At 59.5% G+C, this 13,622-nt stretch carries 15 protein-coding genes, 1 tRNA gene and 1 pseudogene; 9 read left to right on the top strand and 8 right to left on the bottom strand.

Translation table 11 applies throughout. The features are described from left to right. Positions 1-11 precede the first annotated feature (11 nt). Entirely contained in the window at positions 12-932 is a 921-nt protein-coding gene (locus tag AC13RC_RS32210) for an alpha/beta fold hydrolase (protein WP_488559619.1), read from the bottom strand. A 144-nt stretch (positions 933-1,076) separates the two neighbouring features. Between AC13RC_RS32210 and AC13RC_RS32205 the strand changes: the two genes are divergently transcribed. Continuing rightward, positions 1,077-1,532 carry a winged helix-turn-helix transcriptional regulator gene (locus tag AC13RC_RS32205; protein ID WP_112724095.1) on the top strand — a complete coding sequence of 152 codons (456 nt, stop codon included), beginning with the start codon at positions 1,077-1,079 and terminating at the stop codon, positions 1,530-1,532. Positions 1,533-1,627: 95 nt separating this feature from the next. After that, a complete protein-coding gene (locus AC13RC_RS32200; RefSeq protein ID WP_488559618.1) occupies positions 1,628-2,290 on the top strand; it encodes a flavin reductase family protein in 663 nt (220 codons plus the stop codon). A gap of 30 nt (positions 2,291-2,320) precedes the next feature. Here AC13RC_RS32200 and AC13RC_RS32195 read toward each other — a convergent pair whose 3' ends face one another. Further along, the gene (locus AC13RC_RS32195) at positions 2,321-2,932 is read right to left on the bottom strand and encodes a TetR/AcrR family transcriptional regulator C-terminal domain-containing protein (protein ID WP_488559617.1); all 612 of its coding nucleotides are present in this window, start codon (positions 2,930-2,932) and stop codon (positions 2,321-2,323) included. Positions 2,933-3,006: 74 nt separating this feature from the next. Between AC13RC_RS32195 and AC13RC_RS32190 the strand changes: the two are divergent. Further along, positions 3,007-4,222: pseudogene (locus tag AC13RC_RS32190) on the top strand (TCR/Tet family MFS transporter). A gap of 81 nt (positions 4,223-4,303) precedes the next feature. Here AC13RC_RS32190 and AC13RC_RS32185 read toward each other — a convergent pair. Further along, complete coding sequence (locus AC13RC_RS32185) at positions 4,304-5,221, bottom strand: DUF1003 domain-containing protein (protein WP_113352809.1); 918 nt, start codon at positions 5,219-5,221, stop codon at positions 4,304-4,306. A gap of 469 nt (positions 5,222-5,690) precedes the next feature. Here AC13RC_RS32185 and AC13RC_RS32180 point away from each other — a divergent pair, with 469 nt between their 5' ends. Then, positions 5,691-6,647, top strand: a complete 957-nt coding sequence (locus AC13RC_RS32180; RefSeq protein ID WP_488559616.1) for a phytanoyl-CoA dioxygenase family protein — start codon at positions 5,691-5,693, stop codon at positions 6,645-6,647. Positions 6,648-6,761: 114 nt separating this feature from the next. On the opposite strand, the gene AC13RC_RS32175 is transcribed toward AC13RC_RS32180, so the two are convergent. From AC13RC_RS32175 to AC13RC_RS32155, 5 genes are all read right to left on the bottom strand, one after another. Continuing rightward, a complete protein-coding gene (locus AC13RC_RS32175; RefSeq protein ID WP_488559615.1) occupies positions 6,762-7,247 on the bottom strand; it encodes a DoxX family protein in 486 nt (161 codons plus the stop codon). Between the two features lie 18 nt (positions 7,248-7,265). Continuing rightward, the gene (locus AC13RC_RS32170) at positions 7,266-8,021 is read right to left on the bottom strand and encodes an HvfC/BufC N-terminal domain-containing protein (protein ID WP_488559614.1); all 756 of its coding nucleotides are present in this window, start codon (positions 8,019-8,021) and stop codon (positions 7,266-7,268) included. Positions 8,022-8,031: 10 nt separating this feature from the next. Further along, positions 8,032-8,886, bottom strand: a complete 855-nt coding sequence (gene bufB, locus AC13RC_RS32165) for an MNIO family bufferin maturase (protein WP_488559613.1) — start codon at positions 8,884-8,886, stop codon at positions 8,032-8,034. A 121-nt stretch (positions 8,887-9,007) separates the two neighbouring features. Further along, positions 9,008-9,292, bottom strand: coding sequence for a BufA1 family periplasmic bufferin-type metallophore (locus tag AC13RC_RS32160; protein WP_488559612.1), 285 nt, complete (start codon positions 9,290-9,292; stop codon positions 9,008-9,010). Positions 9,293-9,338: 46 nt separating this feature from the next. After that, complete coding sequence (locus tag AC13RC_RS32155) at positions 9,339-9,605, bottom strand: BufA1 family periplasmic bufferin-type metallophore (protein ID WP_113331357.1); 267 nt, start codon at positions 9,603-9,605, stop codon at positions 9,339-9,341. Positions 9,606-9,896: 291 nt separating this feature from the next. On the opposite strand from AC13RC_RS32155, the gene AC13RC_RS32150 reads away from it, so the two are divergent. The 5 genes from AC13RC_RS32150 to rfbD all read left to right on the top strand — a co-directional run bounded on the left by AC13RC_RS32150 (position 9,897) and on the right by rfbD (position 13,544). Beyond that, a complete protein-coding gene (locus tag AC13RC_RS32150; protein WP_488559611.1) occupies positions 9,897-10,463 on the top strand; it encodes a sigma-70 family RNA polymerase sigma factor in 567 nt (188 codons plus the stop codon). Next, positions 10,450-11,085 carry an NrsF family protein gene (locus AC13RC_RS32145; protein ID WP_488559610.1) on the top strand — a complete coding sequence of 212 codons (636 nt, stop codon included), beginning with the start codon at positions 10,450-10,452 and terminating at the stop codon, positions 11,083-11,085. Before AC13RC_RS32150 ends, AC13RC_RS32145 begins: the two co-directional genes overlap by 14 nt. 240 nt (positions 11,086-11,325) lie before the next feature. Then, positions 11,326-11,399: transfer RNA gene (locus AC13RC_RS32140), tRNA-Gln, on the top strand. 178 nt (positions 11,400-11,577) lie between these two features. Next, the gene (gene rfbB / locus AC13RC_RS32135) at positions 11,578-12,645 is read left to right on the top strand and encodes a dTDP-glucose 4,6-dehydratase (protein ID WP_113389716.1); all 1,068 of its coding nucleotides are present in this window, start codon (positions 11,578-11,580) and stop codon (positions 12,643-12,645) included. After that, positions 12,642-13,544 (top strand): dTDP-4-dehydrorhamnose reductase, encoded by a 903-nt coding sequence (rfbD, locus tag AC13RC_RS32130; RefSeq protein WP_488559609.1) that lies wholly within the window; start codon positions 12,642-12,644, stop codon positions 13,542-13,544. Before rfbB ends, rfbD begins: the two co-directional genes overlap by 4 nt. The last annotated feature ends 78 nt before the right edge of the window (positions 13,545-13,622 follow it).

Here is a 13,622-nt window from a genome sequence, read left to right as displayed (position 1 = left end):
AACCGCGGCGTTCAAGTCCGTTGCAGGAAATCCGCGATCAGGCTTGAGATGGTCTCAGGGGCGTCCTCGAAGCAGTAGTGGCCGACGCCTGGGAGGCGCTCGATGGGCGCCGACGGAAAGAGAGCGGAAAAGAGCGGCAGGAAATGTTCTGCATGCAGCGTCCTGTCCGCCTCGCCCCATATAGCAAAAGCCGGTTTGCCACGGATAATGCGCTCGGCGGCCGGATCGGGTATCTCGAATTGGTGGGCGCCGGTTGCAAAGCCTTTGGCCCAGCCGAGCGCGCCAAGGCACTCGGCCGCGGTGGTAAAACGTGTGCCATAAGCTGCGAGCCAGGTGTCGTCGATGATGGCGTTGTTTTCGAAGCCGTTGAGCTTGAGTGTGCTCAGAATGTTGTAGTCGAGATTGTTGAGCACCGGCTCCAGCTTGCCGTCGGCTTCGGCCTTGAGGATCCATTGAAACCACGGGGATACGGCGGCGTTCGCTACCGCGCGATCGATAACATCGGCCTGGCCAAAGGAGGTTGGTCCGTTTGCCGAGATGATGCGGCGAATCCTGTGGGGATGACGAGCGGCAAAGCCCATGCCGACTGGGCCGCCGAAATCATGCATGACGAGCGTGATGTCTGTGAGGTCAAGCGCGAGCACGAAGGTCTCCAGATTGGCGATATGGTCCTGCAGCCAGTAGCTGCGTCCTTCAGGCGTTTCGCTCTTGCCGAAGCCCATATGGTCGGGAACGACGACGCGGTGCGCGCGTCTCAGTGTCGAGATGAGATGGCGAAACAGGTAGCCCCAGGTCGGCTCGCCATGCAGGCAGAGGATGATCTCGCCGTCACGTGGGCCTTCGTCGACGTAATGCATCAGGAAGCCTGCTGCCTCGGTGAAATGCGGTGCGAAGGGGAATGTATCGGCGAATGTTTCATTGGCAGGAATCACAGTCGTTCTCCCAGTGTGGTTTTAGTTTGAAACCATGTTTCCATTACCTCTTGCGGTTTTAGTTTGCAACCAATATATTGAACTCACGATCAGGCGTCTGATCGGGGTCCTAACGGCAGACATTGAAACAGGCGAAGGCACGGCATGGCCAAGAGAGTGAGCCATAAGGATTCGATGTGCGGTGTGGCGCGGCCGCTGGATGCGATCGGCGACTGGTGGTCGCTGCTGATCATCCGCGATGCTTTCGATGGGTTGCGCCGATTCGGCGAATTTCAGAAAAGCCTCGGCCTTGCCAAGAACATCCTCTCGGCCCGGCTGCGCAATCTCGTCGCGCACGGCATCATGGATACCGTGCCGGCCTCCGACGGCAGCCCCTATCAGGAATATGTGCTGACGCAGAAAGGGCAGGGCCTGTTTCCGCTGTTAGTCGCGCTTCGGCAATGGGGCGAGGATTTCTTTTTCGAGCCCAATGAGCCGCATGTGACGCTGGTCGACAGAGCGACAAAGCTGCCGGTGCGGCGGCTGGAACTGCGGGCGCAGGATGGGCGGATGCTTATGGCTGAAGATACGGTAATCGTAGCGCCGTCGCCTGAGGAATGAGGCTGGCGCGCCCGTCGTAAGGCAACAGTTCGGTCGCGGCCGAACTATTTCAGGCTCCATGTCGGTTACATTGAAACTCTCAAAGGAGAGTTGCAATGTTAACGAACACAGCCGAATTCAACGCAGTCGAGAGCGATCGCGAGCATATCGAAATCAAGCCCAGCGTGCTTTATGTCGGCACTCCCGTCGTGCTGATTACGAGTCTCAACCCTGATGGCACGACGAATATCTCGCCAATGTCCTCGGTTTGGGCTCTATACGATCGTGTCGTTCTCGGGCTGACATCGACTAGCAAGGGGCGGGAAAATCTCCTGCGCGAGCGTCAGCTGGTGCTGAATTTTCCGTCGCCGGAGCTGTGGCCAAAAGTCGAGGCGATCGCGCCGACCACGGGCCGCGATCCCGTTCCCCGGCATAAGGAAAAGATCGGCTATCGTTTCGAGGCCGATAAATTCGATGTGGGCGGCTTTACGCCGCAGCCAGCCGATCTCGTGCGGCCTCTGCGCATCGCTGAATGTCCGATCCAATTCGAGGCGAAGGTGGTGGCGGCGCATCCTCCCGGCGGGGATTGGCCCTCGGAGCGTGCCGAAGGCTTCTCCATCATAGAGGCGAAGGTTCTTCGTGTCCACGCGCACAAAGATATCGTCGTCGCCGGCACCCATCACATCGATACGAGCAGATGGAGCCCGCTGTTTTACGTGTTTCGACATTATTTCGGAACCGGGCCGGATCTTGGCCGCACCTTCAAGGCCGAGAGATGATGCGTTTCCCGGTCGGCGCCATCCTCGCAACTATATCTGTTTGCTGGTTCCGGCCCCGCTGATCAGCAGCTCAAGGCCGGCTTCGAACAGGGCTTCATGGCCTTTGGCGCGATAGACCGACAAGGCTTTGGCAAGGTTCGGATGGCTTTCGGCGGCGGCATCAATTGCCGGCCGGTCCCCGGAACCGGCTTCGTCCGCCTGCTCCTCAAGCACGCACCCCACCACATAGCGACTGATCGCGATCTGCAGCCCCAGAGCCTTTTCGGAATCAAAACCGGCGGTATGCAGGCATTCGAGCTGCGCTTCGATTGCATCGAGGTGCGGAGCATCGACCTCGGTTCCCGCATGAACGCGAGCGCCGTCGCGCCAAGCCAGCAGGGCAGAGCGAAAGCTGCGGGCATTGGCGCGCAGGAATTCCTGCCAGGTCTCTCCGGCAAGGGGTATGTTTCGGGTGTGATTTCGCCTTAGCATCTCGGCATTCATAGCCGCAAGAAGGGCCTGCTTGCCCTTGAAATGCCAATAGAGCGCGGGCTGCTGCACACCGAGGCGCTGGGCGATCAGCCGCGTCGATAGGCTGTCTATGCCGACTTCATTCAAGATGGTCAGGGCTGTATCGACGATCTGGCTCCTGTCGATTTTCATGGCCTCTCCGATTGACAGTCTCTCTCTTATAATTTATCGGCGATAAAGTTCCTTATCAATGATAAGTTTTCGCTATGAACAAGATGCTTTTGACTATCTTGGCGGTCGTCGTTCTCGATGCCGCCGGCACCGGCCTTGTTATGCCCATCCTGCCGGAGCTTCTGCGGAGTGTGGCGCATTCGCCCGAACTCGGTTGGCGTTATGGCGCCTTCCTGTCGCTCTATGCGGCATTGCAGTTCCTCGCCTCTCCCATTCTCGGGACGTTGAGCGATCGTTACGGCCGCCGGCCTGTGCTGCTCGCTTCGCTAGCGGGTGGCATGATCGATTATGCTTTCATGGCGTGGGCACCAGGCTTCTGGTGGCTGTTCCTTGGCCGCGCCGTCGCCGGCCTGACGGCCGCCAACGCCGCGGTTGCGAGCGCCTGCCTTGCCGACATCACGCCGGAGGAGCGCCGGACGGGCGCTTTCGGGCTTCTCAGTGCCTGTTTCGGCATCGGCTTCATCCTCGGACCGGTTATCGGAGGCGTACTCGGCACGATTTCGCTACGTGCGCCTTTCGTCGCGGCCGCGGTTCTGGTGATGGTGAATTTCGTAGTTGCGCTTGTCGTGCTGCCCGAGACAAGAACGGTGAAGCCCGAGCGGATTGATCCGGCGGCTTTTCATCCGCTGGCGCCGCTGCGCTGGATCGGTGCGTTTCCCGCTGGTGCCGCTGCTCTTCATGTCCATCCTCCTTGCCATTGTCGGCGAGGTCGGCGGCACCGTCTGGGTGCTCTATGGTCAGGACAAGTTCGACTGGGATACGGCGACCGTCGGCCTGTCTCTCGCTGGTTTCGGCCTGTTCCACGCGCTGGCCCAGGCCTTTGTCGCCGGCCCCTTGAGCGAGCGCTGGGGTGAACGCTGCGCGCTCATGATCGCGATCGCCTGCGACGGCGCGGCTTATGTCGCCATCGCCTTCGTCACGCAGGGTTTTCTCGTCTTTTTTCTGTTTCCGCTCTTCTGCATCGGCGGGGTCGGCCAGCCGGCGCTGCTATCCTTGCTGACCAAGCGCGTGGGTCCGGACGAACAGGGGCGTTTGCAAGGAGTGCTGACCAGCCTGACGAGCCTCGCCTCGATGATCGCGCCTCTGGCGATCAGCGAGATCTACTTCGCCTCGAGGCATGTCTTTCCCGGACTGGTCTGGGTGCTCGGCGCTTCGCTCTATCTTCTGTGCATGCCGGTTCTCTTCGCAAACCGGCAGCGGACAGATCGACAGAGGGAGGGAGCGCCGCATCGGCAAGCGGAGCCGCCGTGAGCGGCACCAGAGGGCTACGTGAAGGGGAAACGAACGACCGTGTCTATGCGGGCGCGCCGGTAAGACGGCCGCTTGCCCATGTCAGTTGACGGAATCGTCCGGATCGGAATCCTTGACCTTGGTGAAGAGGCTCTTCAGGGCACTGGTCTTCGCCTTCGCTGCCTTATTTGCCTTGATCGCCCGGGTCGCCGCCTTGGCCTGTTCGAGCATCATCTCGATCTGGATCTGCTGGATTTCGGTCAGACGCTCCCATTGGCGATTAAGGAGATGGTCGACCTTTTCATGCAGGTGGCGGATTTCCAGTTCGGCCTTCAGATTGACCTTGTAGTCGTTGAGGGCACGCAGGCGGTCCTTCTCTTCCTGGCGGCGCTGGCTCATCATGATGATCGGCGCCTGGAGTGCTGCGATGGTCGACAGAACGAGGTTCAGCAGGATGAACGGATAGGCGTCGAAGGCCTGTTTCTCGCCCATGGCAAGATTGATGCCCATCCAGACGGCGAGAAACAGGCAGAAAGAGATGATGAAGGTCCAGCTGCCGCCGAAGGACGCGACGCCGTCCGCCATGCGGTCGCCGATGGAGCGGTGGTCTTCGTAGTCCTCTTCGATGTTCTCGGCCAGCGTATCATGCGTCTTCAGGCTTTCGACGACCTCGTCCTCGAGGTTAGAAAGCTCGCCGCGCTCCACCGTCAGCAGCTCGGCGATATACTGAGCGCGATAATCGTCCATGACCTTGCGGCTGATATAGTCGTCCGCGCGAAGCTCCGGGTGCTTCAGCCGCATGAAATCCGCGAGCGACGGGCGGAGGTCATCGACATGCACGGCGTCTTTTTTCTTGAGCACCTGACCGGTAATGGCGTCGACCAGCTTGACGGACTTGGCCTTCGCCTGAGCAAGGCTCTTGGTATAATCGTCCATTTCCACCACGGTCGGGCTTTCGCCCTCACCCGCGTCGAAATCGACGATGCCTTCTGCCGGCTCCAAGCTCTTCGTTTCTGTCATCTAAGGGGCCTTCTTTGACGTTTTCTCGCTCATTAGCCAATAATGCGAACAGGAATATGACTGTTAGAAGACAATGGAAATTGTCGCCGACATGGACCGCAGCCGCCCATCCGCAACTTCTCTGCTATTTGCTCCTATCAAATTTTTAGCGCCATTATCCTAAGCAACGGCAAACGCGATACGCCGTTCCCGCAATCCCTTGCGTCTGTCTCGCCCGCCACCCCGGAAAAGCAACCCTTCCGGGCGAATTCGTCAACAGTTCCGAAAGCGTTGCGTGTTTCTGCAGAAATTTCTACCGATTCGATCAGGTTTTGATTTTCATCCCCTTGACCAAGGCCGGCCGACTTCTATTTGCCGCGGTGCAGCAGACATTCGCGAGAGCGAATAAATGTTAAAGTTTCAATGAATTATCGTCAGCGGGTTGGGGGCCTGCTGTCACGGATCTTTTAAATGCGTGGAAAGGATCGCTATGCACAATCCCCCGGCAGAAGACTTGGAGTCTATCGCCCGACGGGGCGGCCGATTCAAGCGAATGGCTGTCAGGATACCCACCTACCTGACCGATCTTAAGGAAAACCCGGCCTGGCTGCCGATGTTCCTGCTGGCCAGAACCTTGCCGATTCGGCGCATCCATTGGCTGGCCACCAAGCAGCCCGTCAGACTTCCGGTTTCCGGCGCTTCGATGTTTGCCGGCACCGATCGCAGCGCCGTCGTCAACGCCCTGCGGACCGATGGCATCTATCCGAGCCTGATGCTGCCGGATCATATTCATCGCGAAATCGCCGAATTCGCCGCCAACACCGCCTGCTTCGGCAATTTCAACCGGAAGCTCGAATTCGTCGCAGGCGAACATAAGGAAGCGGAGGCTCGTTTTGGGCGGCCGATTCTGAGCGGACATTTTTTTGAGCGCTCGCTCGATTGCGAAGCGGTCATGGCGGTCCAGCGCGATCCGCTGCTGATCGACGTCGCCCGCCAATATCTCGGCGGTCAGGCCAAGGTGATCACCACCCGCATCTGGTGGAGCTTCCCGACCCAGGCTTCCGAAGCCGACCGAAGCCTCGCCTCGCTCGACAAATATCACTTCGATCTCGACGACTGGCGGATGCTGAAATTCTTCTTCAATCTTGTCGATGTGGATGAGGGCACTGGTCCGCATGTCTTCGTCAAGGGAAGTCACAAGCGTCGCCGGGTCCGTCATCAACTGACCTTGCTGGTCGGCCATCCGGCAAACGAAGTGCTCGATTATTATGGCGAGGCGAATGCACTGACACTGACCGGCAAAGCCGGCTCGGGCTTCGTCGAAGATCCCTTCGGTTTCCATATGGGCACCGTGCCGACTCAGAAGCCGCGGCTGATGATGGAGGTGGGTTTCGGGGTCTCGAAGCCGTCGCGTCGCCGTTTCCACGGAGAACCCGTCCTGCGTTAAGGCATCTCGCGCAGAAGTACGCCGTGGTTTTGCGACAACGACATGCGCGGAAAATGTGCATTCAGCTGGCATCACGGAGCGCCACTTGCAATTGGCGCTTCCATCTGACCGATCTCAGGCCGAGCGGCCGAATCGCCTGGCAATCAGGTGGTCGAGCGCGATCCGTCCCGGCCCGCCCGCGATGATCACCAGAAAGCAGGTTGCCCATGTGCCATGCGTCGGCCAGGCATCCGGATAGACGAAGATCTCGATGACCAGCGTCATGCCGAGCAGCGCCAGCGCCGAGAGCCGGCTCGCCAATCCGATGACCAGCAGAAATGGGAAGAAGTGCTCGCTGAAGGCGGCAATGTGCGCGGCGATCCAGGGATCGACCAGCGGTAGCTTGTATTCCGTCTGGAAGAGATAGACGGCATTGTCGGTCACGTGCCAGCCATCCACCTTGGTCTGGCCGGATTGCCAGAAGACGGCGGCGATCGACAATCGCGCTATCAGAGCAATCAGGTCATGCGGAATGCGGTCGAGAAGCTTCAGGCCGCTATAGAGCCTTTGGGGCAAGGTTTCGCGTTCGGCCGTAGCGGCCGTCATCATCTGGTTCTGCATCTTCGTTCCTCTTGGCGTTCAGCGAATGGCCATGAAAGCGCCTGCCGTGAACGCTCCGGCGAGGTTGGCGGAAAGATCGAAATTGGCGGCTTCAGCGAGAGCCGTCTCATAGGCCTGGCCAAGGGCGGCACCCGAAAACAACTCTTCCAGAAAGGTTGCGCCACCCGGCGGCAGGCGATGCACCTCGACGAGCATCTGCGGGCGGATGACGAGAGCATCCTCGCCCGTCCAATCGTTTATATCTGCAAGCTCGATTTCGCCGGTGTTCATCGCCCAGATGGTGACGGCCGGATAGGCGGAACGTGCGACCGACGCGGAAGGGTGCGGCACGAAAGTCAGCTCCGCCAGACCGGCCGGCTCGATGGTCGCCACGAGCGCCGCATCGAGCGGCACGGCGTCGGCCGCATGATAGGCCCGACCCCGAAGTACCTCCAGCCGCATGACATCGGGCAGATATGGGATTTCTCGCGCCGGTTCGAAACTCCCGGCGAAATCGGGGAAGTCATCGCCATAGGCAAGCAACAGCGGCGAGCGCGGCGGATGCAGGCGGATGAACTCATGCGCCATGGCGGCGAAGAATTCCTCGCCGACGATCCTTTCCGCAGCCGGAAAGCGCGAGGCGAGCGCGCCGATCAGACCGATGGCGACATTATTGCGATAGACACCGAAACGCCGTGTCGGCTGGGGGCCATTCCAGGCCGTCAATCCATCGGGCACCGCGAGAGCGGGATCGATGAGTGCTGCGGCGAATTCGCTTTGCGTGGCGAGAGACATCGATCCCTCCTCAGGCTGCTCGAAGTGCCGCGGCACGCTTCAGGATGGCATCGGCCGCTTCGGCCTCAGCCCTCAGAACCGGCCATTCCGGCACGTCGTTATCCCATTCGACCAGGCTAGCTACTGGACCAATCCGGCCGATGAGCTCTTCATAGAGCGCCCATACGGGATCTTTCACCGGCGTATCGTGGCTGTCGATCAAAAGCGGCGCGCCGGCATCGTCGATCGTCTCCGAATGGCCGCTCAGATGGATCTCGCGCACCCATTGCACCGGGAAGCGCTTAAGATAGGCGCGTGCGTCCATCTGGTGATTGGTGGCGGCGACGAAGACATTGTTGACATCGAGCAGCAGGCCGCAGCCCGTGCGTTTGGCGACCTCGGCCAGAAATTCCGTTTCCTCGATCGTGCTCTCTTCGAAGAGCAGGTAGGTAGCCGGATTCTCGAGCAGCATCTGGCGGCCGAGTGTCGTCTGCACCTGATCGATGTGGGTGCAGACCTGGGAGAGCGTCGCCTCGGTATAGGGCAGGGGCAGAAGATCGTTGAGAAAGGTCGTGTCGTGGGTCGACCAGGCGAGATGTTCCGAAAAGCTCTCCGGCTCGTAGCGATCGCAGACGGTCTTCAGGCGGGCAAGATGTTCGCTGTCCAAAGGCTGCATCGAGCCGATGGAGAGGCCGACGCCGTGGATGGACAAGGCATAATCCTGGCGCAGTCTGCCAAGCTGGGCATGCGGCGGACCACCAGCGCCCATATAGTTTTCCGCATGGACTTCGAAGAAGCCGATCGGCTGCGTGGCGCCATTAATTGCGACAAAATGCTCCGGCTTGAAGCCGACGCCGGCGCGACGGGGGAGTTCTGACGGTTTCATTGCGGGCCTCCGGGTTGGGGCAATTCCAGCAAAGTTACGAAGCGGTTTATGTTCGGAAGGCGGGCGACGCCTGTAAAAGGCTGCGTCGCCCACGCGTTTGCGCTGCCCAGTCAGATCAGGGTCAGACCGGGGCCGGACCCTGCATCAGGGTGCCGTGGCCGTTCGGCGTCTTGATCGTCTCGCAGGTCCCGGCGGGAACCAACTTCCATGAGTTGCGCTGATAATCGACTTTCGACGTGCCGGCGCAGGTCGTGCCGGGGCCGGCGGCGCAATCGTTCTGACCCTTGAGGGCGACGCCGTAGCATTTTTCCTTGGCATCGGCGGCAGATGCTGTCGTTGCGCCGGTAACCAGCGCCACCGCCGTTGCGACCGATGCGGCCAGGGCGAGTGCGGACATCTTGGTCATGACAAACTCCTTACGAGAGATGATTGACGATCAATCTGGTTTCGGATCAGGCCGGCGTCAGCGAACCGTGGCCCTTCGGGGTCTTCATCGAGGTGCAGGTGCCCGTGGGAACAAGCTTGAAGGACATCTTGTCATAGCTCATGGTCGACTTGCCGGCGCAGTCATGCTTGCCGGCGGCGCAATCGTTCTGACCCTTGAGGGCGACACCATAGCATTTTTCCTTGGAATCGGCCGCCGAAGCCGGAACGGCGACGGATGCAAGTGCCGATGCGATCGAGCCAGCAATGGCCAGGGTGAGGATGCTGTTCTTCATGGATCTGTCTCCTAGATGGATGCGAGCCGTCATTGGCTTGCATCGAGGTCTACGGAGCGTCTCGAGCGGATGTTACAGCCGCGTCGGAATTTTTTTCAAGATGGCGTCACTTATAGTGTGCCGGCTATCTGCCGCGGTGGGAAATAGCAGGGCAGATGTGGGGGCAAGGCCGACATGTGCATGGATAGAACCGCATCTGGTGGAGAACCCGCCATGGAGTCGAAAGGGCTTGAAAAATAGTTGCCGTTGCCGGTAACGAAAGCCTGCGGTCCCGCGTAGAGGAGATGTCGGATGAATCATTCGGCGCGCGAAGAGGAATGGGCAGTCTGGATGCGCGCGGCGATCGGCGGCGATGCGCAGGCCTATCACCGTTTCCTCACCGCCGTGACGCCGCATCTGCGCGCCATGGCCCGCCGGCGCTGCGATCAACTGGGCGCGCCGATGAGCGAGGCCGAGGATGTGGTGCAGGAAGTGCTGCTTGCCATCCATCTGAAGCGCGGCACGTGGGATTCATCCCGCCCGATCGGACCCTGGCTGTCGACGATCGTGCGCAACAAGCTGATCGACAGCCTGAGACGGCGCGGGCGGCATATGAGCGTACCGATCGACGATGTGATCGATTTCCTGGAGGCGGAAGAGCATACCGACGCCTTGGACCGGTTCGATGTCGATCGTATGCTGGAGCTGCTGAAAGACCCGCAGAAGACGATCGTGCGCTCGATTTCCGTCGAGGGAAGCAGCGTCCGGGAAACGGCGGACCGGCTGAAGATGACGGAAGGGGCGGTGCGCGTGGCGCTGCACCGCGCGTTGAAGATGCTTGCTGCTTTGTATCGGAGTGAGACCAGTGAAAACCGATGACCTCATCAATCTTCTGGCGCAGGACGCGCCGGTCCGCATGCGGATCGGCAAGGTCCTGACCCTGGCGGTCGTCGCGGGCGTCCTGATCAGCGGCGGCATCTTCTTCGCCATGATCGGTTTTCGGGCCGATATCGATACAGCGATGCAGACCGTCCGTTTCCTCTTCAAGTTCGTTGTGACGATCGCGCTTGCTGCAACAGCCTGCGCTGTCGTCTTCCGCATCGGGCGGCCGGGCGCTTCGCTGCGCCTGTGGGGCTGGACGCTGCTCTTGGCACCCATCTTGCTACTTGCCGCCGCGGCCGTCGAAATGGCCGTCATGCCGGCCGACAGCTGGAGCGCGCGGATGATCGGCCACAATGCCCGTTTCTGCCTGACGCTCATCCCGCTGCTGTCGATCGGCCCGCTCGCCAGCTTCCTTTTCGCGCTGCGCCAGGGCGCGCCGGAAAAACCGGGCGCGGCCGGCGCCGTTGCCGGATTGGCCGCCAGCGGCATCGCCGCGACCTTCTATGCCTCCAACTGCACGGATGACAGCCCGCTTTTCGTCCTGCTCTGGTACCCGATCGCGATCGCGATGGTGACGGCTGTTGGATATCTTCTCGGCAAGCGCCTGTTGCGCTGGTGACGCGATCGAACGCCCGATTTCGAAACCGGCGAAGTCGCTTCTGGGGCATGCGTTTCGGCCAATGATGCAGTATCGCGCGGAAAACCTTGTGGCAGCAGGCGGGTTCCTGACCTATTATGTCTAAGTGAAAGCGACTTTCAAAAAATCGCATTTCCCTGCGTTAAAGTGTTTGCATCCGCGGCAAATTCGATTATAGAGGCCCTGCTTTCCCCGCGGGGCACTTTTCGGCCCGGCGGCTGTTGGGAAATAGTTCAATGGTAGAACAGCGGACTCTGACTCCGTTAATCTTGGTTCGAATCCAGGTTTCCCAGCCAATTTCAAATTTCCTGATTTGAATGAGCATTTTGGTTTGCCTCTGGTGCTTGAGGCGGATATCCCTCTCTCTGTGATTGAGAATCTTTCGAAGGAGAAACTACTCCTTGTCGTGAGATTTGATTTGTCTTGGATTTTTATCGCCAATTTACCTGTGTGCCTAAAATGGAATAGGCTTAGATGACGATATTGGTTTCGGGTGGGGCTGGTTTTATCGGCGGGAACTTTGTCCTGGACTGGTTTGAACGGCATGACGAGACGGTTGTCAATCTGGACAAACTGACCTACGCCGGCAATTTGGATACGCTGAAGGGGTTGAAGGGTGATAATCGCCATGTATTCGTGCATGGGGATATTGGCGATCGCGAGCTGGTGAGCGATCTACTGTCGATATACAAGCCGCGGGCGGTGATCAATTTTGCCGCCGAGAGCCATGTCGATCGCTCCATTCACGGCCCAGGCGATTTCATTCAGACGAATATCGTCGGCACTTTCAACCTGCTGGAAGCGGTACGAGCCTATTGGGATGGCTTGCCGGAAGACGAGAAGCAAGGCTTTCGCTTCCTTCATGTCTCGACGGACGAGGTCTACGGCACGCTGGCGAAGGATGATGCGCCGTTCAACGAACTCAACCGCTATGAGCCGAACAGCCCCTATTCCGCCAGCAAGGCGGCCTCGGACCATCTGGTGCGTGCTTGGCACCATACCTATGGTCTGCCCGTGTTGACGACGAACTGCAGCAACAATTACGGGCCTTACCATTTTCCGGAAAAACTGATCCCACTGGTGATCCTGAACGCACTTTCGGGAGAGAGCCTGCCGATCTATGGCGATGGCCAGCAAGTCCGCGACTGGCTCTATGTCCGCGATCATTGCAGCGCCGTTCGCCGTGTGCTGGAAGCCGGCACGGTTGGCGAAACCTATAATGTCGGTGGTTGGAACGAAAAGCCCAATCTCGATGTCGTGCAAACGATCTGCTTCATCCTTGACGAGCTCAGACCAAAGGCCGATGGCGGCCGCTACAGCGATCAGATCGCCTTTGTTAGGGATCGGCCCGGTCACGATCGTCGCTATGCGATCGATGCCCGCAAGCTCGAGCGCGAGCTCGGCTGGAAGCCTGCGGAAACCTTCGAGACTGGCATTCGCAAGACGATCGCATGGTATCTCGAAAACCAGGATTGGCTGAAGAATGTCACCAGCGGCGCTTATCGCGAATGGGTCGGTAAGCAGTACGAGGTTGAGCTGTGAGTGCCATTCTGGTCTCCGGCGCCAATGGACAAGTCGGTTTCGAGCTTCAGCGTTCACTTGGGTCGCGAAGTGGCGTGACGGCATTAAACCGTGCCGAGATAAATCTCGCCGACGAAGCAAGCATCCTGGCGGTTCTTCGTGAGCACAAGCCACACATCATCGTCAATCCGGCCGCCTATACAGCAGTGGACCGGGCCGAGAGCGATAGGGAGCTGGCGATGGCGGTCAATGCCACTGCTCCTGGGATATTGGCGCGGTGGGCCGCCGATAACGGCGCCTTATTGATTCATTACTCGACGGACTATGTCTTCGACGGCACGAAGACCGATCCCTATGTCGAAGGCGATGCCGTCAATCCGCAGTCGGTCTATGGCGAAAGCAAATGGCTGGGTGAGGAGGCGGTTCGCGCCTCCGGCGTACAGCATGCCATATTGCGAACGAGCTGGGTCTATGGTCATCATGGCAGCAATTTCCTGAAGACTATTCTTCGGCTGGCCGGTGAACGAAGCGCATTGAACGTCGTTGCCGACCAGGTTGGCGCACCGACGTCGGCGTCCCTGATCGCCGATATCACCCGTACGGTAATCGAGTGCATCGCGGCGTCACAAACACCCGACGACCTTTCGGGCACTTATCACCTTTCCGCACAAGGCAGTACGTCCTGGCATGGGTACGCCGCGCATATCGTCCGTGAAGCGGCGGCGCGCGGCTTCAATCTCACGCTCACGTGGGAGGCGCTGAACCCCATTCCAACAACCGACTATCCGACGCCGGCAAAGCGGCCGCAGAACTCCAGATTGAGCTGCGCCAAGCTGACGAATTACTTCGATGTCGCGTTACCGCAATGGCAAGAAGGCGTTGATGATGTTTTAGCCCGATTGCGCGTTGCGGAAAATTGAAGGCCGCCGCTTCGAGGACGGTCCAAACCATTTTTCGGCGACCGGTAAGACATAGACAGATGGACTGAAGACGAGGCG

This window comes from Martinezella sp. CNPSo 3890, from assembly GCF_057784455.1.
Note: the sequence above shows the minus strand (reverse complement) of the source record. Positions and strands in the feature narration are given on the sequence as shown.